This is a genomic window from Croceicoccus sediminis, from assembly GCF_007570835.1.
GTDB lineage: Bacteria > Pseudomonadota > Alphaproteobacteria > Sphingomonadales > Sphingomonadaceae > Croceicoccus > Croceicoccus sediminis.
Genome location: NZ_SUNC01000001.1, coordinates 246,737 through 271,390, shown reverse-complemented (window position 1 = coordinate 271,390; position 24,654 = coordinate 246,737). Strand labels below are relative to the sequence as shown.

The window sequence follows — 24,654 nt, the reverse complement described above, 5'->3', positions numbered from 1 at the left end:
CCCCGCCACATACGGCGGGGTTTTTTTATGCGCGTCAGGCGTTCTGACCCGCGCCGCAGACCTCTCGGCAGACGTGGCCGACATGGCGATGATCGGTGCCGCAGCAGCCGCCCACGACGCGCAAGTTCGGAAGCATTCTGGCCAGTTCGCCGTGCAGCTTGCCGAATTCCTCCGGGTCGCCGTCATCCAGCACCTCGGCGTTGTCCAATTCCTCGTGACTCATGCGCGATGCATTGGCGCGAAGGCCGCCGATACGCGTGACCCAGTTCTTGCCGCCTGTGATCGCATCACGGAAATGGTCAGGGTGCGCACAGTTGACCATGTAATACGCCGGATAGCCGCCGGTTGCGGCATCGACCTGCTCGATCGCCTCACCGAGCAGATCGCCGGTCGGCAAGCGTCCATCGGTCTCGACCGTGAAGGAGATCACGACCGGAAGCCCTGCTTCGCTTGCGGCGCGGGCGATGCCGATTGCCTCTCCAATGTTGGTCATCGTGATCGCGGAAATCATGTCGACGTCGCATTCGCCCAGCACAGCCACCTGCTTGCGGTGGATCGCCAGCGCCTCGTCCGACGTCGGCACTTTGCCCGGCGCATAGCCATCGCCAGCAGGTCCGATCACGGCGTTGAGAACGATATTGGGCACGCGCCCGGCCCAGTCAGCCCTGATATCGCGGGCAAAGTCCGCGGCGCGGCGGTTGAGGGCGATCTGCCCTTCTTCACTCTGCCCGATGGCCGCGGCCCAGACAGGTGAGCCGCGCCATGTTGCGGTGTCGAGCACGAAGCCGGTGCCGACCGCCTCCGCCATTTCCAGAAAGCCATCGAAATATCGGCGCATCGCACTACGCGCCTCGTCATCCTCGATCAGCGCGATTGCGGCGAATTCGGGTGCTTCGAAGCCCTGCTGAAAGAACAGCCAGGTCTCCATCCCTCCATCGGTAAGGTAAGGCCTTCGGGCCTGCATCAGGTTTGCAAATTGCGACATTGTCTATCCCCAACCATGTCATTGAATGGCCAAATTATCGCGCAGGGCGGAGCCGCGATCCAGTAGACCCGTGGTGCAGTCAGTTTAATCGCGATCTTTCAGATACTTGCATGTGACTTTCGATCAGATCGCCGATCACCTTGCGGGCACGACTGTACCGGCGGTAAAGTAACTACCGTTGGGGCCATGAGGAGGGTCAGTCATGTCGCGAGCGAGCGGCACCCGTCAGCGCATCATGGATGTCGCGCAGGAAGCGATCCTGCGCAAAGGATTCGACGCGACCTCGATAGAGGAGATCGTCGCCAGCGTAGAAATTACGAAGAGCGGGTTTTTCTATCACTTTCCGGACAAGAACGCCCTGGCTCTCGCCCTGATCGAGCGGCACATCGAGGTCGAGGACGCATTGTTCGACGATCTGTTCGGGCGCGCCCGCGAATTGTCGGACGATCCCTTGCAGACGATGCTGATCGGGCTGAAACTTCTGGCCGAACTCATCGCCGACATGCCGAACCAGCATCCCGGCTGCATCGTCGCGACAGCGGCCTATCAGGACCGCCTGTTCAATCGCGACGTGCGAGCATCGAACCGCAAGGCCGTGCTCGGCTGGCGGAAGCGGTTTCGGGCCATGCTGGACGAAATCGCAGCGATCTATCCGCCGCGCGACGAAGTCGACCTTGATGCCGTGGCCGACATGGTCAGCGGGCAGGTCGAAGGCGGCATCATCCTGTCGCGCGCCCTGGAGGATTCCTCGATCCTGCCTCAACAGGTCGTTTTACTGCGCTCATATATCAAGCTTTTGTTCTCTCCGCCGGTGCAATAGGCAAACGAAAAGGGCCGCCCCTTCATGGAGCGGCCCCTTTTCATGATTGCGGCAACCGTAATCAGCCGGAGATCGAAAGCGCCGAGGCCATGCCCGGTGCCTTCGATTCGCCGCCGAGCTTTTCGCGGACGGCCTTCTCGATCTTCTCCCCGGTCGGGCCGTCGATGTTCCGCCAGTATTCGAAGGCGCGGACGAGGACCTTCTCACTCACGCCATCACACAGATGTCCGGTCACGTTCATGACCAGCCGTTCGCGGGCGTCATCATCCATGACGTCGTTGATCAGCGCGCGGGCCTGGCTGAAATCATCGTCGTCTTCGCGCAAGGTATACGCCTCTCGCACCATGTCGCCGTCAGCGTGCCAGATGCCCGCCTCTCCGCCCATATCGGGCTGCGCCGCCGGGCCGCCGTAGGAATTGGGCGCATAGACCGGATCCGTAACGCCTTGCGTGCGCCCTGCTCCGTCCTTGCTGTAGGAGTGGACCGGGCTCTGCGGCCTGTTCACCGGGATTTCCTTGTAATTCACGCCAAGACGCGCGCGGTGCGCGTCCGAGTAGGAGAACCCGCGGGCCAGCAGCATCTTGTCGGGTGAAAGGCCGATGCCCGGCACCATGTTGTTCGGCTCGAACGCGGCCTGCTCGATCTCGGTGTGAAAGTCGGTCGGATTGCGGTCCAGCACCAGCTTGCCGACCTCGATCAACGGGTAATCCGCGTGCGGCCATACCTTGGTGAGATCGAATGGGTTGATGCGATAGGTCTTGGCGTCTTCCCAGGGCATGATCTGCCAATAGAGCGTCCAGCTGGGATGGTCGCCCTTGGCGATCGCGGCAAACAGATCGCGGCGGTGGAAGTCGCCGTCCTTGCCCGCCATCATGTCCGCCTCTTCCTGCGTGAAGTGCGCATTGCCGTCGCCAAGGTCGGTCTTGAAGTGGAACTTCACCCAGAACTTCTCGCCCTCGGCATTCACCAGGCTATAGGTGTGGCTGGAATAGCCGTTCATCTCGCGCCAGGTCTTGGGAATGCCGCGATCGCCCATCAGGTAGGCGACCTGGTGCGCGCTTTCGGGTGAAAGCGTCCAGAAATCCCACTGCATGTCGTGATCGCGCAGGCCGTTGTCGGCGCGGCGCTTCTGGCTGCGGATGAAGTGCTGAAACTTCATCGGATCGCGGATGAAGAAGACCGGCGTATTGTTGCCGACCATGTCGAAGTTGCCATCCTCGGTATACATCTTGACCGAAAATCCGCGCGGGTCGCGCCAGGTGTCAGGGCTGCCGCGCTCACCGGCGACGGTCGAAAAACGCATCAGCGTGTCGGTCTTCGTACCGGGCTGGAAAACCTTTGCCTTGGTGTACTTCGACACGTCCTGCGTCACTTCGAAATAGCCATGCGCGCCGCTTCCCTTGGCGTGTGGCTGACGCTCGGGAATACGCTCCCGGTTGAAATTGGCCATCTGCTCGAGAAGGTAGTGATCGTTTAGAACGATCGGCCCGTCCCGCCCCACGGTCAGCGAATGCTCGTCGCTCTGTACGCGGATGCCGGCATCGGTAGTGGTATGGGGAACTTTCTTGGGGTCGGCCATGATCGGGCCCTTTCCATGCGTTGGATTGTTCTGTCCTGCATGAAGCGATCCCGCGAAGGCTAAGTTCCACGTTTTGGAGCGTAAATTTGGATCACGGCGCTCCCTATCCCCCGCAAGGCCGCGATAGCGGTGGCCTTTCGCCGTTCTTCGCACTATGCGCAGGCGCGAGCCGAATCCCATCTGCGACACGGAAACAAAATGCGCATCGCCATCGCCTCCGATCACGCCGCCGTAGACCTCAAGTCCGCGCTTCGCGAATACCTGATCGAACAGGGCCACGAAGTCGCTGATCTCGGTCCCGAAACCGCGGACCGCGTCGACTATCCCGATTACGGTTACAAGCTCGCCTCGGTCGTGGCGGACGGGACGGCCGAATATGGCGTCGCGCTGTGCGGATCGGGAATTGGCATTTCGATCGCCGTGAACCGCAATCCCAAGTGCCGCTCCGCGCTGGTGTCCGAACCGCTTTCGGCCGCGCTGGCCCGCGAACACAACGATGCGAACGTCATCGCCATGGGTGCCCGCCTGACCGGCATCGACATGGCCAAGGCATGCCTTGACGCCTTTCTTTCGACAGACTTCGGCGGGGGTCGCCACGCCGGACGTGTCGACAAGCTTTCGAACCCCTCCTGCTGACTGTCAGCCCCCTTTTTCAGTGAGAGCCAGATCATGACCACCGATACCATTATCAGAGCCCCCGGCTTCTTCACCGACGATCTGGCCGTGACCGATCCGGCCATTGCCAAGGCGATCGACGCCGAAATGGCGCGGGAGCGCAAGCAGATCGAGCTGATCGCATCGGAAAACATCGTTTCGAAGGCGGTGCTTGAGGCGCAGGGCTCGGTGCTGACCAACAAGTATGCCGAGGGGTATCCCGGCAAGCGTTATTACCAGGGCTGCGCGCCTTCCGATGCGGTCGAAACGCTGGCGATTGAGCGTGCCAAGGAACTGTTCGGCTGCGGCTTCGCCAACGTTCAGCCGCACTCCGGCGCGCAGGCGAACGGCGCGGTGCTTCTCGCCACGGTGAAACCGGGCGACACGATCCTGGGCATGAGCCTCGATGCGGGCGGCCACCTGACCCACGGTGCAAAGCCTGCGCTGTCGGGCAAGTGGTTCAACGCCGTGCAGTACGGCGTGACCCCCGACACCCACCTCATCGATTATGACGAGGTCGAGGCGCTGGCGCTGGAGCATGAGCCCAAACTGATCATCGCAGGCGGCAGCGCCTATCCGCGCATCATCGACTTTGCCCGCATGCGCGCCATCGCCGACAAGGTCGGCGCGCTGCTGCATGTCGACATGGCGCACTTTGCAGGGCTCGTGGCCGCTGGCGTCCACCCCTCGCCCTTCCCGCACGCGCACATCGCGACCACCACGACGCACAAGACGCTGCGCGGTCCGCGTTCGGGCATGATCCTGACCAATGACGAGAAGCTGGCCAAGAAGATCAACTCGGCCGTCTTCCCCGGTCTTCAGGGCGGCCCGCTGATGCACGTCATCGCCGCCAAGGCAGTTGCATTCGGCGAAGCGCTCCGCCCCGAATTCAAGGACTACGCCAAGAAGGTCATCGAGAACGCCCAGGTCCTTGCCGCCACGCTGAAGGAACGCGGCGCCGAAGTCGTGTCGGGCGGCACCGATACACACCTTGCTCTGATCGATCTCACCCCGCTGGGCGTAACCGGCAAGGACGCGGACGAGGCGCTGGAGCGTGCAGGCATCACCTGCAACAAGAACGGCATCCCGAACGACCCCCTTCCGCCGACGAAGACCAGCGGCATCCGCGTCGGTTCGCCCGCCGGGACCACCCGTGGTTTCGGGGCCGAGGAGTTCCGCCAGATCGGCCACATGGTCGCCGACGTTCTCGACGGTCTTGCCCGCTGCGGCGAAGAAGGTGACGCCCAAGTGGAACAGAACGTGCGCCAGCGCGTCGAAGAGCTGTGCGATCGATTCCCGATCTACAGCTAAGGAGTTCCAAATGGCCGAGAACGGCAACCAGATGACGCCCGAAACCAAGACCGCCCTGAAATGGGGCGCGATCGGTGCGCTTATCGCGATTCCCGTGCCCTTCGTTGGCCCCATCATCGGCGGTATCGTCGGCGGCGGGCTCGGCTACGCGAAGGCCAAGGGCAAGATCTGAAGGACACGACTTGCGCTGCCCGTTCTGTGCCAATGAATCGAGCCAGGTAAAGGATAGCCGCCCCGCAGAAGACGGCGCGGCTATCCGCAGGCGTCGTCAATGCGAAGGCTGCGGCGCAAGGTTCACGACTTTCGAACGCATTCAGCTGCGCGAGATATTCGTGCTGAAAAGTGGTGATCGCCGCGAGGTGTTCGACCGCACGAAGCTGGAACTCGCCGTCAACCTGGCCTGTCGCAAGCGGGGTATCGAACAGGACCGCGTCGACCGGCTGGTTTCGGGCGTGCAGCGCCAGATCGAAACCCGCGGGGAAAGCGAGATCAAGGCAGCCGAGATCGGCGAAATGGTGATGGAAGGCCTGCGTCAGCTGGACCCGGTCGCCTACATTCGTTTCGCCAGCGTCTATCGCGAATTTTCCGAGGCGCAGGACTTTGCCCAGTTCGCCGAAACCGTGCGCGACGCGGCGCAGGACTGAGCCATGAAACCCGTGATCGTCCTCGTTCGCCCGCAATTGGGCGAGAATATCGGCAAGGCCGCACGCGCCATGCTGAACTTCGGCCTGGCCGAAATGCGACTGGTTTCACCGCGCGACGGCTGGCCGAATCCCAGCGCGGGCCCTGCCGCCAGCGGCGCGGACATCGTTCTGGAAAAGGCGCAGGTCTTTGAAACCGTGGCCGACGCGGTTGCCGATTGCGAGCACGTCCACGCCACGACCGTGCGCAAGCGCGGCGTGACGAAGCCCGTGCTGACCCCAGAGGAAGCCGCGCGCGAGATGGCGACCGCCAGCGGCCGTCACGCGATCCTGTTCGGTCCGGAAAGGTCGGGACTGGAAACAGACGACGTCGCGATTGCACGTAATATTGTAACGGTGCCGATCAATCCGGAATTCGGCTCGCTCAACCTTGCGCAGGCCGTGATCCTTATGGCCTACGAATGGTCAAAGACTGCCAATTCGGTTCTGGCGCAGCCCACGCAGGAGGAAGTACTGCCCCCTGCCCCGCAGGACCAGCTGGACGGCATGATCGCGCAGTTGGAAGCCCTGCTGGAGCCCAAGGGCTATTTCTTTCCCGAAAGCCGCGCCGCCGCGACCCGCCGCACGCTTCGCAACATGCTGACGAAGCCGGGCTGGAACCACTTGGAAGTGCGAACGATGCGCGGCATGCTTTCCGCGCTGGGTAAACGGGACAAGACCTGACCGATCGGGAAGGGCCGGATCAGGACCGGATGCGGTCCCATTCCTCCATCTCGTAGGCTATCGAAGTTTCGACCAGCTCTTCCCAGATCTTTGCGATCAGGCCGACGGGCACGCCCTTTTCCAGCGCCTCGTTCATGGCGGCGCGGATCACCGCGGCCTTGCGATCTTCATCGCGGACTTCTGACCGCTCGGCCTTGATCCGGGCAGCGGCCCGCATGAAGCCGAAACGGGTGGCCAGCAGATCAATCAAGGCACGGTCGGTCGCATCGACGCCAACCCGCACCTCGGCCATCGTTTCACAGTTTTCCGGCGACTTGAAAGGTGTGTTCATAGGAGCGCGCTTTGCCCAAGCCCCGCGCCCGTGTCGAGTGCCCGTTTCGCTTGACACCACGCCGCTTTCCTTTAAGGGGCGCGCATCCACGTCGGCCGGGCCTGCTACAGGTCCGTTCCCGATAGGCCCCGCACCCCGGTGAAGCGGTGGCCGCGACTGGCAGAAGGCCAGTCGGTGCGATGCCGGGCTTTGGCCCTGCCATGGTGGCGGGGACAGCATATTGGAGAATACCATGACGAAGCGCACCCGCGCCAAGCATAAACTCGACCGTCGCATGGGCGAGAACATCTGGGGCCGCCCGAACAGCCCGGTCAACAAGCGTTCCTACGGCCCCGGCCAGCATGGTCAGCGCCGCAAGAGCAAGGTCAGCGACTATGGCCTGCAGCTGCGCGCCAAGCAGAAGCTCAAGGGCTACTACGGCGACGTGACCGAAAAGCAGTTCAAGGCGACCTACCTCGACGCGTCGAAGATGAAGGGCGACACCAGCCAGAACCTGATCGGCCTGCTGGAACAGCGCCTCGACATGATCGTCTACCGCGCCAAGTTCGCGCCGACCGTCTTCTCGGCCCGCCAGATCGTCAACCACGGGCACATCCTCGTGAACGGCGTGAAGTGCAACATCCCCTCGCGCCGCATCCGCGTCGGTGACGTCATCAGCCTCGGCAGCAAGGCCAAGGAAATGGCGCTCATCATCGAAGCGCAGAGCCTGCCTGAGCGTGAGATCCCCGACTACGTCGCCACCGACGGCAACGACAAGGTGACCTTCACCCGCGTTCCGACGCTTGACGAAGTGCCCTATCCGGTCCGCATGGAACCGAACCTGGTCGTCGAGTTCTACTCGCGCTGATCAGTCGGGTAACCACACGAATTCACGGAAAAGGGCGGGTCTTCCCGCCCTTTTTCATTTGTGCACTGCACCATCATTTCTGCAATGCGATCAACGCCTTGGCCGGGAACCTCCGGGCGCCATCAAGCATTTATCCAGCACTATGGAATACCGTTTCATCACGCCAAACCGGATCGGCAAATGGTACCCCGAACTGAACCTTGCGATGAAGCAGGCGGCAGGAATCGGTGCCGGTTACTATGACAAGGCCAGCGGGCAGTTCTTCAAGTATCGCGATACGCAGTTGCAGGTGCGCAATTCACCCGAAGACGATGCCCCCCTTGCCGCCTGATCAGCGCAGGTAATCACGCCTGAAATCAGCAGCGAAGGCGGCAAAGCTGCCCTGCCCGATCGCGTCGCGCATCGCCTGCATCAGTTGTTGGTAGAACGAGATGTTGTGCTCGGTCATCAGCATCGCGCCCAGGATTTCGCCCGCCTTGTTCAGGTGGTGCAGATAGGCGCGCGAATACTTCCCACAGGTCGGGCACGTGCAACGATCGTCCAGCGGCGCCTCGTCCTCGGCAAAGCGGGCGTTGCGAATGTTGAGCGGTCCGTTCCACGTAAAGGCCTGACCGTTGCGGCCGGACCGGCTGGGCAGGACGCAATCGAACATGTCGACGCCCCGCTCCACCGCACCGACCAGATCGTCGGGCTTGCCCACACCCATGAGGTAGCGCGGCCTGTCGTCGGGCAGCTGACCCGGTGCGAAGTCTAGCGTGGCGAACATCGCCTCCTGCCCCTCACCCACGGCAAGACCGCCTATGGCATAGCCGTCGAAACCGATATCGGTCAGCTTCTGGGCCGAAATACCGCGCAATTCCTCGTCCAGCGCGCCTTGCTGGATGCCGAACAGCGCAGACCGCGCGGCGTGCTCCTCGCCGCTGTCGAACCCTTCGCGGCTGCGCCTTGCCCAGCGCATCGACATTTCCATGCTTTGCGCGATCGCGTCGCGGTCCTGGTCCGCGCGGGGGCATTCGTCGAAAGCCATGACGATGTCGGAGCCGAGCAGTCGCTGGATCTCCATCGAGCGTTCGGGGCTCAACATGTGCTTCGACCCGTCGAGGTGGCTCTTGAAGCTCACGCCTTCTTCGGTGATCTTGCGCAGGTCCGACAGGCTCATCACCTGGTACCCGCCGCTATCGGTCAGGATCGGGCGGTCCCATCCCATGAACTTGTGCAATCCGCCAAGCCGCGCCACGCGCTCTGCCCCCGGACGCAGCATCAGGTGGTAGGTATTGCCAAGAATGATGTCCGCGCCGGTTGCGCGCACGTCCTCTACCTTCATCGCCTTGACTGTTGCGGCGGTGCCGACGGGCATGAAGGCGGGCGTGCGGATCGTGCCGCGCTTCATGGCGATTTCGCCAGTGCGCGCCTTGCCGTCGCGGGCGTGGATTGTGAAGGCAAATCGGGTCATGGAACGCCAGGTAATGGAAAAGCAGGCCCCTAGCGCCTTGCGAGGATCAGCGCCAGCCCGTCAGGACCAGCATGTCAGGCCAGTGTCCTGAACGTGATCGACCAGCGCGGCCGTTCCATCGGCACGATCGAATGTTCCCAATCTCTCCGGGCCGGCCCATCGAGGCGGTAGGCGTGGCCGGGCTCGAGTGCAAAACTGGCACGTTCAAATCCGCCACCACTGCGCCTGCGCAGCCGCATCGTGGCCGGTGAGCCGAGCGAGAGTCCGATAACGCGCCCGAATTGCGGTCTGTCACGGTGCCAACCGATCCCCGCTCCGCGATCGTAACGGATCAGCAGCGCCTGTTCGTAAAGAGTCGGATCGTCATCGAACCATCCTGCGGCACGGTCTCGCATCGCCAGCAGCCATTCCGGCATCGGTTCGGCCCTCGCGATGCCGCCACCTTCGAAATCGTAATGCCACCCGAACGACCGCGTCATCCGCTTGCCGGTCCATTGCTGAAAGCGGAATGGAGACAGTCCGGTCGCGTCGATCAATGCGCAAAGCCGCGCGTCACCCTCTGCATCGACTAGCCTGTCCGATAGCGAAAGGCCCGGCACAGGCGGCTCCTGCTTTCCGGCCCCGAAGAGATCGAATTGTATCGTCACGATCCGAATATGGTGTGAAAGCGACGAAAGACCAGCTTTCGTCCGGTGCAGGCTCGGCTATGGAGGGCGCATGGAAATCGAACCCTGGCTGTTTATCGCCCTGCCTCTTCTGGCCGTGTTTACCGGCTTTCTCGATTCGGTCGCCGGTGGCGGCGGGCTGGTCATGATGCCATCGCTGCTTTTTGCCGGGCTGCCGCCGTCGCTGGCGCTGGGTACGAACAAGATCAACGCGCTCGGGGCGACATCGATGGCGTTTCGCAATTATTCGCGGGCCGGGCTTGTCGAATGGCGCAAGGAAAAGTGGCTTGCCCTCATCGCCTTCGTCGGCGCGGCGATTGGGTCCTTGTTGGTGCAGCAGATATCGACCCGTGTGCTGGAACTGGTCGTGCCGCTCCTGCTGATGGGGGTTGCGGCCTATGTCATCTTTTCGCCCCGCATGGACGACACGAAATCGCACGAACTCGTCAGCCGCAAGGGCTATGCCCCCGTTGGCGGCGCGATCGGATTCTATGACGGGTTCTTCGGCCCCGGCACCGGCGGTTTCTTCGCTGCATCGCTCGTCGGCCTTCGCGGTGAAGGGCTTACCGCGGCAACAGGCCATGCCAAGCTGTTCAACATGGTCACGAACATAGCCAGCGTCATCGTCTTCGCGCTGGGCGGCAAGATCATCTGGACGCTGGGCCTGTGTATGGCCGTTGGGTCCATGGTCGGTTCGTGGATCGGATCGAAGTTTGCCGTAAAACACGGCGCGAAACTGATCCGCCCCCTGCTCGTAACGATCAGCGTCCTGCTGACCGCAAAGCTGATCTACGGCTGGTTCTTCCCCGGCTGATCCGGTTACTGGAAATCGTAGATCAGCGTGATGCGCGAAAGCGTGTCGGTCTTTACCGAATCGTCGGGCGGACTCGTATCGTGCAGGATGCGATAGGACAGCCGCGCCGAAAGCCCGCTGCCCATTTCTGCCTCGATGCCCGTCAGGCTGGTATAAGTGTCGTTTCCGCTCTGCACGAAGGCGCTGGCGTTCTGGGTGAATTTCAGCGTCGGTGCGAATTGCCAGGCGAAATCCATCGCGGCGAGCCCTGCGAAATAGCTCTCACGGTCCGAACCGGGTTCGACGTCGTCGCGGATCTTGCTGGTACGCCATGCCGGACCGGCCTTTACCTGAAAGCTCAGGTCTTCGCGGTCGAAGAAGCGATGGCCAAGCCCGCCCGAGATCGAGAAGCGCGAGGAATAACCCTGGATTCTGTCCCGCTCTGCCTGACCAAGGCCGAAGATGAAGCTGTTGTCCGCGATATTGAAGTTCGGCTCGTAAGATAACAGGAAGCGCTCACGCGTCGTATCGCCATCGCTTCGCTGATAGTCGGCCTGCGCGGCAACCTTGTGGCGCCAGTCGATGCCGACGCGTTCAAGGCCAAGCGCCGCGGTAAGTCCAAGGTCGTCGCTATTGCCGGTCGCGCGGATCGCGCCCAACTCGCCCCTCCCTTTCCAGTATTCGAACAGGCCAGCCTTGCGGATCGCTTCCTTTTCGCGAAGCTCTACGATCTCAGCCCGCTTTTCGGCCAGGCCGTCGAACCTGGCCTTGCGAACGGCCAGTGTCTCTACTTCTTGCGGATAGGCTGCCTCGGCCGCGGCATAGACGGCGGCCACCTGCTCTTCATCGCCCGTCGCCTCTGCGGCGGCGATCATCTTCAGGACGGGTTCGGGCAACTTTGCCTGCGCGGCGGCAGGAAGGGCAAGGGCAAGAAAGGCGGTTGAGAGTGCGGCTGTCCGTTTCATGGGCGAGCCGCTAGCAAATCAGTCGCGCAATCGCCACCCGGTGCGGAAAATCCAGCTGATGATGCCGATGCACAGCGCCAGGAACCCGGCGGTCGCGACGAAAGCGACCCCGATCGTCACGTCCGACTGTTCGAAGAACGTCCAGCGCAGGCCGGAGACGAGGTAGACGATCGGATTGAACAGCGCGACCGTGCGCCACGGTTCGGCCAGCATGTCGATCGAATAGAACGTACCGCCCAGGAACGTCAGCGGCGTGAGAACCAGCAATGGCACCATCTGCAGCTTCTCGAACCCGTCAGCCCACAGGCCCAGGATGAACCCGAACAGGGAGAACGAGGACGCGACGAGCACGATATAGACGAAGGCCAGGAAGGGGTGTGCGATGGTGTAATCGACGAACAACGTTGCTGTCGCCAGGATGATCACCGCGATGATCAGCGACTTGGTCACTGCGGCACCGACGAAGCCGACCAGCGTTTCGGCCACGCTGACCGGCGCGGACAGCAATTCGTAGATCGCGCCGGTAAAGCGCGGCATGTAAATGCCGAAACTGCCGTTCGACGTGCTTTCCGACAAGAGCGTGAGCAGCAACAGGCCCGGCACGATGAACGCGCCGTAGTTCACGCCGCCGATGTCGGTCATGCGCGATCCGATGGCTGCGCCGAAGACGATGAAATAAAGGCACGTGGTCAGCACGGGCGAAATGATCGTGCCGAAAACGGTACGCCATGCCCGCGCGAGTTCGCGTTTGTAGATCGCCCATGCGCTGCGGGCGTTGAAACCCATCGTCATGCCGCGATCTCCGGCTGGTCTTCGACAAGCTTTACGAAAATATCCTCAAGGCTCGATTCGCGCATGTCTATCGCGGAATATCCGATGCCCTGACGCGCCAGTTGCTGCGCCACTTCGGCGACAGCCTCCTTGCCGCCCCCTGCTCCGTCGCCGCCGCGGAACACCAGAACACGCCCTTCTTCCGAAAGGCTAAGGCCCTCGCGCATGATCGTGGGCGGGATTTCGAGCATCGGCTCGTTCAGGGCAAAGCTCGCCTCGGTCCGGCCAAGGCGGGTCATGATCGCTGCCTTGTCGTCGACCAGCAGAATCCGCCCATTGTCGATCACGCCGACACGGTCGGCCATTTCCTCGGCCTCTTCGATGTAGTGCGTGGTGAGAATGATCGTGACGCCCAGTTCGCGCAGGATGTCGATCTGCCGCCACATATCGCGGCGCAGTTCGACATCGACGCCCGCCGTCGGTTCGTCGAGGAACAAGAGGTCCGGGTCGTGCGCCAATGCCTTTGCGATCAGCACGCGCCGCTTCATGCCGCCTGAAAGCATCCGCAGTTCGGCATCGCGCTTGTCCCACAGCGACAGGGCGCGCAGGACTTCCTCGATCCGCTTTTCGTCGGCAGGCCTGCCGAACAGACCGCGCGAATACCGGACCGAGCGGATCACGGTATCGAAGATGTCGACCGCCATTTCCTGGGGAACCAGCCCAATGCGCGAGCGGATATTCCGCCAGTCGCGATGAAGATCCTTGCCGAAAGCCTCGATCGTCCCGCCGGTCGGCCGCACCAGTCCGCAGACCGCACCGATCAGCGTCGTCTTGCCCGCACCGTTGGGGCCGAGCAGGGCGAAAATCTCGCCCTTGCGGATTTCAAGATCGACATTGTCGAGCGCCTTGACCGCCGGGGCCGCGCCGCGCCCGGGGTAAGTCTTGTCGAGTCCGGTGATTTTCAGGATTGGATCAGTCACTGCGGCAATGTGTGCCTTCATTCCCGTGATGCAAGATGCGAGGAAAAACGCGCATTTGACAAATATCAATGAAACCCCACGCTGCATACGCGAAGAAGCCTCAGCACGTGCTTACCTGGCTCGTGTCTTCTCCAACAAACTTCGGCCCGCCGCTTTATTGTGGCGGGCCTTTTTTTGCACACTCAGGGTATCAGCAGCGACCCGTCGCCATAGCTGTAAAACCGGTAGTCGTTGGCGATGGCATGGCCATAGACGGCCTGCATCTTTTCCAGCCCCATCAGCGCGCTGACCAACATGAACAGCGTCGATTTGGGCAAATGGAAATTCGTCATCAGCCCGTCGATCGCGCGGAAGCGATATCCCGGCGTGATGAAGATCGAGGTATCGCCTTCGAACGGACGGATCACGCCGTCCTCCCCCGTCGCGCTTTCAAGAAGGCGCAGGCTGGTCGTGCCGACAGAAATCACGCGTCCGCCCGCAGCCCGCGCCGCATTCAGGCGATCCGCCGTCGCCGCGTCGATCCGGCCCCATTCTGCATGCATCGCGTGATCGTTGGTGTCGTCGGCCTTCACTGGCAGAAACGTGCCCGCTCCCACATGCAGGGTCAGCGTTTCGCGCACGACACCTGCCGCATCGAGGGCAGCAATCAGTTCGGGCGTGAAGTGGAGCGCGGCCGTCGGGGCGGCCACGGCGCCGTCCTTTTGCGCAAACATCGTCTGGTAATCGCTGCGATCCGCCTCGTCCGTCTCGCGCTTGCCCGCGATATAGGGCGGCAGCGGCATCCGCCCTGCGCGTTCGAGCAGGACCTCGACCGGCTCTTCCCCTTCGAAGGCCAGGACGAAGCTGCCATCGTGCAACCGTTGTTCGGCAATGGCGGTGACGTCGGCGGGAAAATCGACCCGCTCGCCGACCCGCAGTCGCTTGGCATTGCGGACGAAGGCCTGCCAACGGCGCAAGTCGATCCGCTTGTGCAAGGTCGCGCCGATGCGGGCATCCCCGCGGCGGCCTTCCAACTGGGCGGGAATGACGCGCGTGTCGTTGAAGACCAGCACGTCGCCCTTGTTCAGCACGTCTGGCAGGTCGCGAACGATCCGGTCCGCCAAGGGCGCATCACCGTTCGCGACAAGCAATTGCGCGGAATCGCGCGGACGCGCCGGGCGCAGGGCTATGCGTTCGGGCGGAAGGTCGAAATCGAAAAGGTCAACGCGCATGATCGAGCGCGCCTAGCCGTTGGCGCGCGCGAAGGAAACCGCTCAGTTGCCCGCGTCGAGCGCGGCGGCCTCTTCCTCGGTCAGCGGGGCGTTCAGCATGTCGCTGGTGATCTCTCCCTGCATCGGCGTGGTCGACGGCGGGGCCAGGTGCTGGCTGGCGAGCGAGGCCTGAAGGATCTTTGTCGGATTTGCCGGCGGCTGTCCCCGCGCGATTGAATCGACATAGTTCATGCCGGCGATGACGCGGCCGAAGTTGGTGTACTTCATGTCGAGCTGCATCGTGGGATAGAACACGATGAAGAACTGGCTGTTGGCCGAATCCTCGTTCGCGCCTTCGCGCGCTGCGGCAACGGTACCGCGAAGGTGCGGCACGCGGTTGAATTCGGCGGTCAGGTCGGGAAGCTGCGAACCGCCCCGGCCCGTGCCCGTCGGATCACCGGTCTGCGCCATGAACCCTTCGATGACGCGGTGGAAGATTACGCCGTTATAGAACCCCTGACGGGTCAGCGTCTTGATACGCTCGACATGGTTGGGGGCCCATTCGGGCTTCAGCCGGATGGCCACACGGCCGCCGTTCGACAGGTCGAGCAACAGGATGTTGTCTGGATCGGTCTGCAACGATGGGTCGACGCGCCAGTACGTGGCCGGATCGATAGGAGCCGGCGTCGCAGCCTCGGTCGTCTCCGCCTCTGCGGCGGGGGCGTCCTGGGCCATGGCGGGGGCGGCGATTGCAGAAAGGCCAAGCGCGGCGGAAAGAACAGCGGCGCGGACGGTAAGGCGGAACTTCATGTCGTTCTGGTAATCCCGAAATTACATTCGGTCCGCCGCTTAGCGGTCCGTGGCTGACGTTTCAATGAATGGCGTGACCGGGTCCGTTGCCGGACCCAGCGGATCAATAGTCGCCCTTCGGCCCTTCCCGTTCGACCCTGGCGATGACTTCGTCACAGACATCCTTGCTGACAAAGCGGGAAATCTCGCCGCCGAACTGGGCAATTTCCTTCACCAGCTTCGATGCGATCGGCTGAAGCGAGACGTCGGCCATGAGGAACACGGTCTCGATCCCCGGATCGAGCTGCTGGTTCATGCCCGCCATCTGGTATTCGTATTCGAAGTCGGCAACCGCGCGCAGGCCGCGCACGATGACGTTCGCGCCCATTTTCTGCGCGAACTTGATCAGCAAGGCGTTAAACCCCACGACCCGGACATTGTCGATGCCAAGGTCGGCAACCTCGCGCTTGACCATTTCCATGCGTTCGTCCGGCGTGAACATCGGGTTCTTCGACGGGTTCGTCGTCACCCCGATGATCAGTTCGTCGACCAGCTTGGACCCGCGGCGAATGATGTCGCGGTGGCCCAACGTGATGGGATCGAATGTTCCCGGATAGATTCCGATACGCTTGCTCATGCCTCTCCCCGTATCCGGCCCCTGCACGGTCCTTAGCGGTCCCGTTCGACGATATAACGTGCAACGGCGCGCAGCACTTCGGCCTCCGCGCCATAGGACGTCAGGTGTCCGATTGCCTGTCGCACCAGCATTTCTGCCTGTTCGCGAGCGCGCTGTGCACCCAGCAGCGACACGAAAGTCGCCTTGCCCGCCTCCGCATCCTTGCGAAGCGCCTTGCCTGCCAGTTCCTCGTCACCTTCGTGGTCAAGCAGGTCGTCGGCGATCTGAAACGCGAGCCCGATGTCCCGGGCATAGCTTTTCAGATGCGCGCGCCCTTCCGGCGGCACGCGCCCGAGTATCGCGCCCATTTCGACCGATGCGCTCAACAAGGCGCCGGTCTTGAGCTGCTGAAGCCGCGTCACCGTATGCAGGTCGAAGCCATCATCCCCCTCGCCCGCTTCTTCGGCGACGATGTCCATCATCTGGCCGCCCGCCATGCCGTCCATGCCGCTGCCTCTGGCAAGGCACGCCACGAGTTCGCTGCGCACGAAGGGATCGCTGGTCACTTGCGGGCTGACCAGAATGTCGAAGGCGAGCGCATGAAGCGCGTCCCCCGCCAGAACCGCCGTCGCCTCGTCATATTGGAGGTGAACCGTCGGCTGGCCGCGGCGCATGTCGTCATCGTCCATGCAGGGCAGATCGTCGTGGATCAGCGAATAGACGTGGATCGATTCGACCGCACACCCGGTCCGCACCGCAGCCTCGCGGTCCACGCCGAACATCTGTGCCGTCGCCGTCAACAGCAGCGGACGCAGTCGTTTGCCCCCACCGATCGCGGCATAGCGCATGGCCTCTATCAACCGGGCGCGTGCATCGTCGGGTACGGGAAGAAGAATGTCGAAGTGGCGATCCACCTCTTCCCGGATCGAGGCTAGCGCCTCGCCCAGCACGTTACGACCGACCACGCCTTCGACCGCCATCGCCTCAGGCGCCTTCGTCGAACGGACGCGTGCCCTGCGGCACGCCGTCGGGACCGGCCACGATCTTCTCGATCCGGGCCTGCGCCGCGTCGAGCCGCGCCTGGCAGTGGGCACGCAGCTTTTCACCGCGCTCGTACAGAGAAATCGATTCGTCCAGCGCGACTTCCCCGCTTTCCAGCCTGCGCACCACGTCTTCCAATGCTTTGAGGGCCTGTTCGTAAGTCAGGGCGGAGATATCTTGAGGAGCCTCATCCATGGGCGACAGCAATGGCGACGCGCTTCGATGCGGTCAAGCGTCGACAAAGGGCTGACAACCGGCAAATTGGGACTGGCAAGGGGACGCTGGCCTGTTTAAGGGCGCGAAGCATGAGCGAGATCACCCCTGACGTCGTCGAGGCTCACGGCCTCTCCCCCGAAGAATACGAACGCGTCCTGCATGCGCTGGGCCGCGAACCGAACCTGGTCGAACTGGGCATTTTTTCGGTCATGTGGTCCGAGCATTGCTCCTACAAGTCCTCGCGCTTCCACCTGAAGAAGCTGCCGACAGAGGCACCGTGGGTCATCTGCGGTCCGGGCGAGAACGCGGGCGTCATCGACATCGGCGACGGGCCGGATGGGACGAAACTGGCTGCGATCTTCAAGATGGAGAGCCACAACCACCCGTCCTACATCGAACCCTATCAGGGCGCGGCAACCGGCGTTGGCGGCATCCTGCGCGACGTGTTCACGATGGGTGCGCGTCCGGTGGCGAACATGAACGCGCTGCGTTTCGGACGGCCCGACCATCCCAAGATGAAGCATCTTGTCAAAGGCGTGGTCGAAGGCATCGGCGGATATGGCAACTGCGTCGGCGTGCCGACCGTCGGGGGCGAGACGAATTTCCACAAGGCCTATGACGGCAACATCCTTGTCAATGCGATGACCGTCGGTGTCGCGGATGCGGACAAGATTTTCTATTCGGCCGCGACGGGCGTCGGTAACCCCATCGTCTATGTCGGATCGAAGACGGGCCGCGACGGTATTCACGGCGCAACGATGGCCAGCGCCGATTTCGGTGACGACATCGAGGAAAAGCGCCCCACCGTTCAGGTCGGCGATCCCTTCGTGGAAAAGCTGCTGATCGAAGCCTGTCTTGAGCTCATGTCGACCGACGCCATCGTCGCGATCCAGGACATGGGCGCGGCGGGCCTCACCTCCTCGTCGGTCGAGATGGCGACCAACGGCAAGGCGGGCATCCGGCTCGACATGGACAAGGTGCCTTGCCGCGAAGAGGGTATGACACCCTATGAAATGATGCTGAGCGAGAGCCAGGAGCGCATGCTCATGGTCCTGAAGCCCGGCAAGGAAGCAATGGCCGAGGCTATCTTCCGCAAGTGGGAGCTGGACTTCGCGGTCATCGGCGAAGTCACCGATACGCAGCACATGGTGCTCGAATTCGGCGGCGAGGTCGTTTGCGACATTCCGCTTGGGCCCCTGGCCGCAGACGCGCCGGAATACGAACGCCCCTATGTCAGCCGCGAGGAATATGCCGCCTGGGCCGGTACCAAGCCGCTGGGCGAAGTGCCGGAAAGCACCGATGTCGCGGCCGATCTGAAGGCCCTTCTGGCGACGCCCGATCTCGCCTCGCGCAAGTGGATCTGGGAACAGTACGATTCGCAGGTCGGCGCCGATACGCTTCAAAAGTCCGGCGGCGACGCGGCTGTCGTTCGTGTCCACGGCACGAAAAAGGCTCTGGCGATCAGCACCGATTGCACCCCGCGCTATTGCTATGCCGACCCATACGAAGGCGGCAAGCAGGCGATTGCAGAGGCCTATCGCAACATTTCGGCCGTCGGCGCGACGCCGCTGGCGGTAACCAACTGCCTCAACTTCGGCAATCCGCAGCGGCCCGAGATCATGGCCCAGTTCGTCGGTTGCCTCAACGGCATGGGCGATGCCTGCCGCACGCTCGACTTCCCGATCGTGTCGGGCAACGTCAGCCTTTATAACGAGAGCAAGGCGACTGGCGGCGGTTCGGCCATCCTGCCCACGCCCGCCATCGGCGGCGTCGGCCTGATGCAGGACCACGAGATCATGGCGACCATTGGCTTCAAGGCCGCGGGCCACCAGATCGTCGTCATCGGCGGTGAGAGCGGCCACCTTGGCCAGTCGCTTTACCTGCGCAACCTGCACGGGCGTGAGGAAGGTCCGCCCCCGCCGGTTGGGCTGGAGCTTGCCAAGCGTGCGGGCGAAACCGTGCGCAAGCTGATCGCCGACGGCGTGGCGACCGCCGTTCACGACTGTTCGGACGGCGGCCTTGCCGTGGCGCTGGCCGAAATGGCGATGGCAAGCGGCCTTGGCTGCGCGGTTGCCCTGCCCGAAGGTCGGTCCAGTGCCGCTGCGTTCTGGTTCGGTGAAGACCAGTCGCGCTATGTCGTGACCGCTGCCGAGGCGGAACCGATCCTCGAAGCGGCCGAAGCCGCCGGCCTTGCTGCCGTCGCGCTTGGCGATGTCGAGGGTGACGAGGTGGTCTTCCGCTCCATCGCCGGCGAAAGCCGTGTTGCGGTCGCCGACCTGAAGGCTGCGCACTTGTCCTTTTTCGAAGAGTGGATGGAAGCGTGAGCGAGGACCGGCAGCCTTTCCCTGCGCTGCCGGACCTGAGCGACGAGGAACGCGTGGAGATCGCGCGCGCGGCCTATGAACGGCTGCGCACGCGCCATTCGTGCCGATCTTTCACCGACAAACCCGTTCCGCGCGAAGTAATCGAAATGGCGATCGCCGCTGCCGGAACCGCTCCGTCGGGTGCGAACCATCAGCCATGGCATTTCGCCGTCGTCGGTTCGCCCGAAGCAAAACGCGCCATCCGCGAGGCGGCAGAAGCGGAAGAAAAGGCGTTCTATGACGGGCGCGCGGGTGAAGAGTGGCTCGACGCCCTCGCCCCGCTCCACACTGACCAGGACAAGCCCTACCTCGAAACCGCGCCCTGGCTCATCGTCGTCTTCGCCCAGCGGCGCGGCGGCATCGATGAAGATCACGTGACGCAGAACTACTACGTCACTGAAAGCGTCGGGATTGCGTGCGGCCTGTTGCTGTCAACGCTGCACGAAGCGGGACTGGCGACACTGACCCACACGCCCGCGCCGATGCATTTCCTGCGCGAAATCTGCCAGCGGCCGAAGGAAGAGAAAGCAATGATGATCGTGGTCGTCGGCCACCCTGCCGCCGATGCGACGGTGCCCGATCATGCCACAATCAAGAAACCGCTCTCCCGGATCAGCAGCTGGATCTAGTCGGCGACCCAGTCACCCTGCGGCACGCCGAGCAGTTTCAGAAGATCGGTCAGGTCGCCCCGTTCGATCCATCCGTTTGCCGCCGCCTTGGCCTTGGGCTTTGCGTAGTAGGCAACGCCAAAATCCGCCGCCTCGATCATCGGAATGTCGTTCGCGCCGTCGCCGGTCGCCAGTGACAGCGCGCCATTGCCCAGTCGCGCCAATTCCTGCTCCAGCGTCGCCAGCTTCGTCCCGCTGTCGACGATTTCCGCCGCCAGCTTGCCGGTCAGCTTACCCCCGTCGACGCCCAGCACGTTACCGACAACGCGTTCGAAACCGAGCATTTCGGCAACCGGATCGGCGAACGAGTGAAACCCTCCGGTGACCAGAACAGTGCGACAGCCGCGAGACTTCAGCGTTTCGACAAGCACACGCGCGCCGGGCATCGGGCGAATACGTTCGTCAAGACAACGCCTTATCGCGCTTTCCTCAAGTCCTTCAAGAAGTCCGACGCGTTCGGTCAGCGCGCTGGCGAAATCCAGTTCGCCCTGCATCGCACGTTCGGTGATCTCGGCGATCTGGTCCTTGATCCCGGCATAATCAGCCAGTTCGTCGATGCATTCCTGACCGATCATGGTGGAATCCATGTCGGACACGAAAAGCTGCGGCACCGCGATTTCGCGATCGGACATCAGCAGATCGCAGGGGCCGAATGCCTCGCCAAGGATCGCGCGCACTTCCGCCGGGTCTCCGTCAGCCAGGTCGATCTCCAGAACATCGCCGCAGAAATCGAGCATCTGGGCGCCTGCAATGGCCCAACCCTTTTCGGCCAGGGCCTTCGCCGCCTTGTCGAGCGCGGTTTCCAATATGGCCGGGTCTGCTATCAGCCGGGCAATGAGCACGGATGCTATCTCCTCGAATTCCGGCTTCTCGCATGGTGATGCGAAGCCTCGGGTCGCGCTCATTGCAGGGCCGACCGCCAGCGGCAAGAGCGATCTCGCGGTCGACCTCGCCCTTGGGGCTGAAAAGGCCGGTATGCCGGCCACCGTGATCAATGCCGACAGCGCGCAGGTCTATGCCGATTTGCGTGTCCTGTCCGCCCGGCCGAGCGATGCGGAAATGCGCGGTGTGCGCCATGTCCTGTTCGGGGCATGGGACGGTGCGCAGCCCTGTTCGGCCGCCGACTGGGCCGCACGGGCGAAGCAGGAGATTGCCAGGGCCCATGGCGAAGGCCGCCTGCCCATCCTTGTCGGCGGGACCGGCCTTTACCTGAGAACCCTGATCGACGGCATCGCCCCGATCCCGGCCATCGACCCTGCCATCCGCGAAGCCGTGCGCGCCCTCGATGTCACCGATGCCCACGCCGCTCTCACCATAGAAGACCCCGAAGCGGCGGCCCGGCTCAATCCCGCGGACACGACCCGTATCGCCCGCGCGCTGGAAGTCGTGCGCAGTACGGGCCATCCGATGGCTTATTGGCAACGGCGGCTGGAAGGCGGGATCGGTGACGCGATCGACCTGACCGCCGCGATCCTGATCCCGGACCGGGACACGCTTTACGAAAAGTGCGATCTTCGCTTCGACCTGATGCTGGAACAAGGCGCGATCGGCGAAGCTCGCGACCTGCTGGCCCGCAAGCTCGATCCCGACCTGCCGGTGATGCGGGCGATCGGTGTTCCGGAAATCGCGGGTTTCCTGTGCGGCGAATACGACGAGGCCGAGGCGGCAAGGCGCGGTTCGCAGGCGACTCGTCGGTACGCAAAGCGCCAGTACACCTGGTTCCGCCACCAGCCACCGGCTGACTGGCACCGGTTTGAAACAAAAGATTACTCAAAAGCGGCAATAATAGAAATATTATTACGAAATTTGCGGTTGACATGATATTCTGTGTCGCCTAGTGCGCCCTTCAATTGAGTTGGGAGAGAGAGGCCCGGGTGCACGTCACCCGGGCCCATTTTCTTGACCAGAACCCTTGCTGACGGAGACGAAACGTGACGGAGCGCAGCGGCGCCGACATCTTGATGGACACCCTTGTCGAGCAGGGAGTCGAAGTGGTCTTCGGCTATCCCGGCGGCGCGGTGCTTCCGATCTATGATGCCCTGTTCAACGACAACCGCATCCGCCACATCCTCGTCCGGCACGAGGCAGGGGCGGCCCATGCGGCCGAAGGCTATGCCCGTTCCACCGGCAAGCCGGGCGTCGTCCTCGTCACCTCCGGTCCCGGCGCGACCAATGCCGTGACCGGTATTGCCGATGCGTTCATGGATTCGATTCCGATGGTCGTCCTGACCGGCCAGGTCGCAACCGCGATGATCGGCACCGACGCGTTCCAGGAAGCGGACACGGTCGGCATCACGCGCCACTGCACGAAGCACAACTACCTCGTCAAAGACCCGGCCGACCTTGCCGCGACGATCAACGAGGCCTTCAAGATCGCCACGACCGGACGCCCCGGCCCCGTCGTGATCGACATTCCCAAGGACGTTCAGGTCGCCAGCGCGCCCACGACGCAGGCCGAGCCGCGTTCACGCTTCAATCCGCCCACGACCGGCGCGCCAGAGGCGATTGCCAAGGCCGTGGCCCTGATCGCGGCAGCAAAGGCACCCGTCCTCTATACGGGCGGCGGGGTCATCAATTCCGGGCCGGAGGCATCGGAACTGTTGCGTGAGCTGCAGGACCTGACCGGTGCGCCGGTGACCAGCACGCTGATGGGCCTTGGTGCCTTCCCCGCGCAGAACAAGGCGTGGCTGGGCATGCTGGGAATGCACGGCACTTACGAAGCCAACATGGCGATGAACCGTTCGGACCTCGTCATCTGTGTCGGCGCGCGTTTCGACGACCGCGTCACTGGCCGGATCGAGGATTTCGCGCCCGATGCAACAAAGATCCACATCGACATCGACCGTTCGTCCATCAACAAGACGGTTCAGGTCGACCTGCCAATCATCGGCGACTGCGCGCTTGTCCTGCGCCAGATGATCGACGAGTGGAAAGCGACCGGCGCTTCTGCGCAAAACCTGTCGGAATGGTACGCCCGGATCGACGGCTGGCGCGCGCGCAACTCGCTGTCCTATCCCAAGTCCGAAGAAGAGATCATGCCCCAGCTGGCGATCGAACGCCTGTTCGAGCTGACCCGGCAGTACGATCCCATCATCACCACCGAAGTCGGCCAGCACCAGATGTGGGCGGCACAGCATTTCCACTTCTTCAGCCCCAACAAGTGGCTGACCAGTGGTGGGCTCGGCACGATGGGCTACGGCCTTCCCGCCGCGATCGGCGCGCAGCTGGGTAACCCTGACGCGCTCGTCATCGACGTTGCCGGCGAAGCGTCGATCCAGATGAACATTCAGGAACTGGGCACGGCGAGCCAGTATCGCCTACCGGTCAAGGTTTTCATCCTCAACAACGAATACATGGGCATGGTCCGCCAGTGGCAGGAACTGACCTACGAATCGCGGTACTCGAACTCGTACTCGGATTCGTTGCCCGATTTCGTGAAGCTGGCAGAGGCCTATGGCTGGAAGGGGATCGTGATCGACGATCTTGCTGACCTCGACGCAGGGATCAAGGCCATGATCGAACACGACGGCCCGGTCATCGTCGATTGCCGCGTTGCCAAGCTGGCGAACTGCCTGCCGATGTTCCGTTCCGGCGCATCGCACACCGACATGATCCTTTACGGAGACGAGGCGCCTGCCGCCGTCACCGTCACCGCACAGCAGAAGGCATCCGTCTGATGCAGATCGAGCACCGAGCGCAGGAACGTCACGTCCTTGCCATCACCGTCGACAACGAAAGCGGCATCCTTGCCAAGATCGCGGGCCTTTTCACCGCGCGCGGCTACAATATCGATTCGCTGACCGTTGCCGACATTTCGGAAAACCATAACGTCAGCCGGATCACCATCGTCACCCATGGCCCGCCCGCGGTGATCGACCAGATCCATGCACAGCTGGAACGGCTGGTCCCGGTTCACAAGGTTTCGGACCTCACCGAACTGGGCCCGCACGTCGAACGCGAACTGGCCCTGGTAAAAGTGGCCGGCAAGGGCGACAACCGGGTCGAGGCGCTGCGCCTTGCCGACGTTTATCGCGCCAAGGTGGTCGATTCCACGACCGAGAGTTTCATCTTCGAAATCACCGGCGCTCCTGAGAAGATCAACAGTTTCGTGGCCTTGATGCGCGAACTTGGTCTGGTCGAAGTAGGCCGCACCGGCATCGTGGGCATGATGCGCGGCGTGAACGGGGCCTGATTTCGTTCCAAACGATACATTTGAAGCAACCATCCAACACAGCTATGCGCCGCTGCGTAAT

The 24,654-nt window shown here is 62.8% G+C and carries 28 protein-coding genes; 14 read left to right on the top strand and 14 right to left on the bottom strand.

Translation table 11 applies throughout. The features are described from left to right. Window positions 1-34 precede the first annotated feature (34 nt). The gene (locus FAX90_RS01105; RefSeq protein WP_144094746.1) at window positions 35-985 is read right to left on the bottom strand and encodes a homocysteine S-methyltransferase family protein; all 951 of its coding nucleotides are present in this window, start codon (window positions 983-985) and stop codon (window positions 35-37) included. A gap of 202 nt (window positions 986-1,187) precedes the next feature. On the opposite strand from FAX90_RS01105, the gene FAX90_RS01100 reads away from it, so the two are divergent. Further along, window positions 1,188-1,805 carry a TetR/AcrR family transcriptional regulator gene (locus tag FAX90_RS01100; protein WP_144094744.1) on the top strand — a complete coding sequence of 206 codons (618 nt, stop codon included), beginning with the start codon at window positions 1,188-1,190 and terminating at the stop codon, window positions 1,803-1,805. 61 nt (window positions 1,806-1,866) lie between these two features. Here the strand turns inward: FAX90_RS01100 and FAX90_RS01095 are convergent, their stop codons facing one another. Further along, window positions 1,867-3,384, bottom strand: coding sequence for a catalase (locus FAX90_RS01095; protein ID WP_144094742.1), 1,518 nt, complete (start codon window positions 3,382-3,384; stop codon window positions 1,867-1,869). Window positions 3,385-3,582: 198 nt separating this feature from the next. Between FAX90_RS01095 and rpiB the strand changes: the two genes are divergently transcribed. The 5 genes from rpiB to FAX90_RS01075 are packed head-to-tail and all read left to right on the top strand — an operon-like array spanning window position 3,583 to window position 6,713. After that, the gene (gene rpiB / locus FAX90_RS01090) at window positions 3,583-4,020 is read left to right on the top strand and encodes a ribose 5-phosphate isomerase B (RefSeq protein ID WP_144094740.1); all 438 of its coding nucleotides are present in this window, start codon (window positions 3,583-3,585) and stop codon (window positions 4,018-4,020) included. 33 nt (window positions 4,021-4,053) lie between these two features. Then, window positions 4,054-5,349, top strand: coding sequence for a serine hydroxymethyltransferase (gene glyA, locus FAX90_RS01085; RefSeq protein ID WP_144094738.1), 1,296 nt, complete (start codon window positions 4,054-4,056; stop codon window positions 5,347-5,349). Window positions 5,350-5,359: 10 nt separating this feature from the next. After that, on the top strand, window positions 5,360-5,521 hold the full coding sequence (locus tag FAX90_RS16475; protein WP_170234813.1) for a hypothetical protein: 162 nt from the start codon (window positions 5,360-5,362) through the stop codon (window positions 5,519-5,521). 10 nt (window positions 5,522-5,531) lie between these two features. Beyond that, complete coding sequence (gene nrdR / locus FAX90_RS01080; RefSeq protein WP_144094736.1) at window positions 5,532-5,993, top strand: transcriptional regulator NrdR; 462 nt, start codon at window positions 5,532-5,534, stop codon at window positions 5,991-5,993. A gap of 3 nt (window positions 5,994-5,996) precedes the next feature. Beyond that, window positions 5,997-6,713, top strand: a complete 717-nt coding sequence (locus tag FAX90_RS01075) for an RNA methyltransferase (RefSeq protein ID WP_144094734.1) — start codon at window positions 5,997-5,999, stop codon at window positions 6,711-6,713. A 19-nt stretch (window positions 6,714-6,732) separates the two neighbouring features. Here the strand turns inward: FAX90_RS01075 and FAX90_RS01070 are convergent, their stop codons facing one another. After that, the gene (locus tag FAX90_RS01070) at window positions 6,733-7,044 is read right to left on the bottom strand and encodes a chorismate mutase (RefSeq protein ID WP_144094732.1); all 312 of its coding nucleotides are present in this window, start codon (window positions 7,042-7,044) and stop codon (window positions 6,733-6,735) included. Between the two features lie 232 nt (window positions 7,045-7,276). On the opposite strand from FAX90_RS01070, the gene rpsD reads away from it, so the two are divergent. Beyond that, complete coding sequence (gene rpsD, locus FAX90_RS01065) at window positions 7,277-7,891, top strand: 30S ribosomal protein S4 (RefSeq protein WP_144094730.1); 615 nt, start codon at window positions 7,277-7,279, stop codon at window positions 7,889-7,891. Between the two features lie 142 nt (window positions 7,892-8,033). Further along, a complete protein-coding gene (locus FAX90_RS01060) occupies window positions 8,034-8,222 on the top strand; it encodes a hypothetical protein (protein ID WP_144094728.1) in 189 nt (62 codons plus the stop codon). Here FAX90_RS01060 and tgt read toward each other — a convergent pair whose 3' ends face one another. Together tgt and FAX90_RS01050 are read right to left on the bottom strand one after the other, a co-directional pair. Continuing rightward, on the bottom strand, window positions 8,223-9,344 hold the full coding sequence (gene tgt / locus FAX90_RS01055) for a tRNA guanosine(34) transglycosylase Tgt (protein WP_144094726.1): 1,122 nt from the start codon (window positions 9,342-9,344) through the stop codon (window positions 8,223-8,225). It abuts the gene before it with no gap. Window positions 9,345-9,418: 74 nt separating this feature from the next. Next, window positions 9,419-9,991 (bottom strand): alpha-ketoglutarate-dependent dioxygenase AlkB, encoded by a 573-nt coding sequence (locus tag FAX90_RS01050; RefSeq protein WP_240704657.1) that lies wholly within the window; start codon window positions 9,989-9,991, stop codon window positions 9,419-9,421. A gap of 70 nt (window positions 9,992-10,061) precedes the next feature. Between FAX90_RS01050 and FAX90_RS01045 the strand changes: the two genes are divergently transcribed. Beyond that, window positions 10,062-10,823 carry a TSUP family transporter gene (locus FAX90_RS01045; RefSeq protein WP_144094724.1) on the top strand — a complete coding sequence of 254 codons (762 nt, stop codon included), beginning with the start codon at window positions 10,062-10,064 and terminating at the stop codon, window positions 10,821-10,823. 5 nt (window positions 10,824-10,828) lie between these two features. Here FAX90_RS01045 and FAX90_RS01040 read toward each other — a convergent pair whose 3' ends face one another. From FAX90_RS01040 to FAX90_RS01005, 8 genes are all read right to left on the bottom strand, one after another. Beyond that, window positions 10,829-11,767 carry a DUF481 domain-containing protein gene (locus FAX90_RS01040; protein ID WP_144094722.1) on the bottom strand — a complete coding sequence of 313 codons (939 nt, stop codon included), beginning with the start codon at window positions 11,765-11,767 and terminating at the stop codon, window positions 10,829-10,831. Between the two features lie 18 nt (window positions 11,768-11,785). Beyond that, window positions 11,786-12,553: an ABC transporter permease gene (locus tag FAX90_RS01035; protein WP_420810960.1), complete on the bottom strand. Its 768-nt coding sequence runs from the start codon at window positions 12,551-12,553 to the stop codon at window positions 11,786-11,788. Window positions 12,554-12,555: 2 nt separating this feature from the next. Then, window positions 12,556-13,518 carry an ABC transporter ATP-binding protein gene (locus FAX90_RS01030; RefSeq protein ID WP_240704656.1) on the bottom strand — a complete coding sequence of 321 codons (963 nt, stop codon included), beginning with the start codon at window positions 13,516-13,518 and terminating at the stop codon, window positions 12,556-12,558. A 182-nt stretch (window positions 13,519-13,700) separates the two neighbouring features. After that, complete coding sequence (gene queA / locus FAX90_RS01025) at window positions 13,701-14,729, bottom strand: tRNA preQ1(34) S-adenosylmethionine ribosyltransferase-isomerase QueA (protein ID WP_144094716.1); 1,029 nt, start codon at window positions 14,727-14,729, stop codon at window positions 13,701-13,703. A 42-nt stretch (window positions 14,730-14,771) separates the two neighbouring features. Beyond that, window positions 14,772-15,518 carry a peptidylprolyl isomerase gene (locus tag FAX90_RS01020; protein ID WP_144094714.1) on the bottom strand — a complete coding sequence of 249 codons (747 nt, stop codon included), beginning with the start codon at window positions 15,516-15,518 and terminating at the stop codon, window positions 14,772-14,774. A 103-nt stretch (window positions 15,519-15,621) separates the two neighbouring features. Beyond that, window positions 15,622-16,134, bottom strand: a complete 513-nt coding sequence (coaD, locus tag FAX90_RS01015) for a pantetheine-phosphate adenylyltransferase (RefSeq protein ID WP_144094711.1) — start codon at window positions 16,132-16,134, stop codon at window positions 15,622-15,624. Window positions 16,135-16,166: 32 nt separating this feature from the next. Further along, complete coding sequence (locus tag FAX90_RS01010; protein ID WP_144094709.1) at window positions 16,167-17,093, bottom strand: polyprenyl synthetase family protein; 927 nt, start codon at window positions 17,091-17,093, stop codon at window positions 16,167-16,169. A 4-nt stretch (window positions 17,094-17,097) separates the two neighbouring features. Further along, window positions 17,098-17,349, bottom strand: a complete 252-nt coding sequence (locus FAX90_RS01005) for an exodeoxyribonuclease VII small subunit (RefSeq protein ID WP_144094707.1) — start codon at window positions 17,347-17,349, stop codon at window positions 17,098-17,100. Between the two features lie 110 nt (window positions 17,350-17,459). Here FAX90_RS01005 and purL point away from each other — a divergent pair, with 110 nt between their 5' ends. Beyond that, window positions 17,460-19,694, top strand: coding sequence for a phosphoribosylformylglycinamidine synthase subunit PurL (gene purL / locus FAX90_RS01000; protein WP_144094706.1), 2,235 nt, complete (start codon window positions 17,460-17,462; stop codon window positions 19,692-19,694). Next, window positions 19,691-20,362: a nitroreductase family protein gene (locus FAX90_RS00995; RefSeq protein WP_144094704.1), complete on the top strand. Its 672-nt coding sequence runs from the start codon at window positions 19,691-19,693 to the stop codon at window positions 20,360-20,362. The genes purL and FAX90_RS00995 overlap by 4 nt, the downstream gene beginning before the upstream one ends. Here FAX90_RS00995 and serB read toward each other — a convergent pair. Further along, window positions 20,359-21,243: a phosphoserine phosphatase SerB gene (gene serB, locus FAX90_RS00990; RefSeq protein WP_144094702.1), complete on the bottom strand. Its 885-nt coding sequence runs from the start codon at window positions 21,241-21,243 to the stop codon at window positions 20,359-20,361. The genes FAX90_RS00995 and serB overlap by 4 nt on opposite strands. On the opposite strand from serB, the gene miaA reads away from it, so the two are divergent. The 3 genes from miaA to ilvN all read left to right on the top strand — a co-directional run bounded on the left by miaA (window position 21,236) and on the right by ilvN (window position 24,593). After that, window positions 21,236-22,222, top strand: a complete 987-nt coding sequence (miaA, locus tag FAX90_RS00985) for a tRNA (adenosine(37)-N6)-dimethylallyltransferase MiaA (protein WP_144094700.1) — start codon at window positions 21,236-21,238, stop codon at window positions 22,220-22,222. The genes serB and miaA overlap by 8 nt on opposite strands. Before the next feature lie 110 nt (window positions 22,223-22,332). Further along, entirely contained in the window at window positions 22,333-24,078 is a 1,746-nt protein-coding gene (gene ilvB, locus FAX90_RS00980; RefSeq protein WP_144094698.1) for a biosynthetic-type acetolactate synthase large subunit, read from the top strand. Then, window positions 24,078-24,593: an acetolactate synthase small subunit gene (gene ilvN, locus FAX90_RS00975; protein ID WP_144094696.1), complete on the top strand. Its 516-nt coding sequence runs from the start codon at window positions 24,078-24,080 to the stop codon at window positions 24,591-24,593. Before ilvB ends, ilvN begins: the two co-directional genes overlap by 1 nt. Window positions 24,594-24,654: the final 61 nt, after the last annotated feature.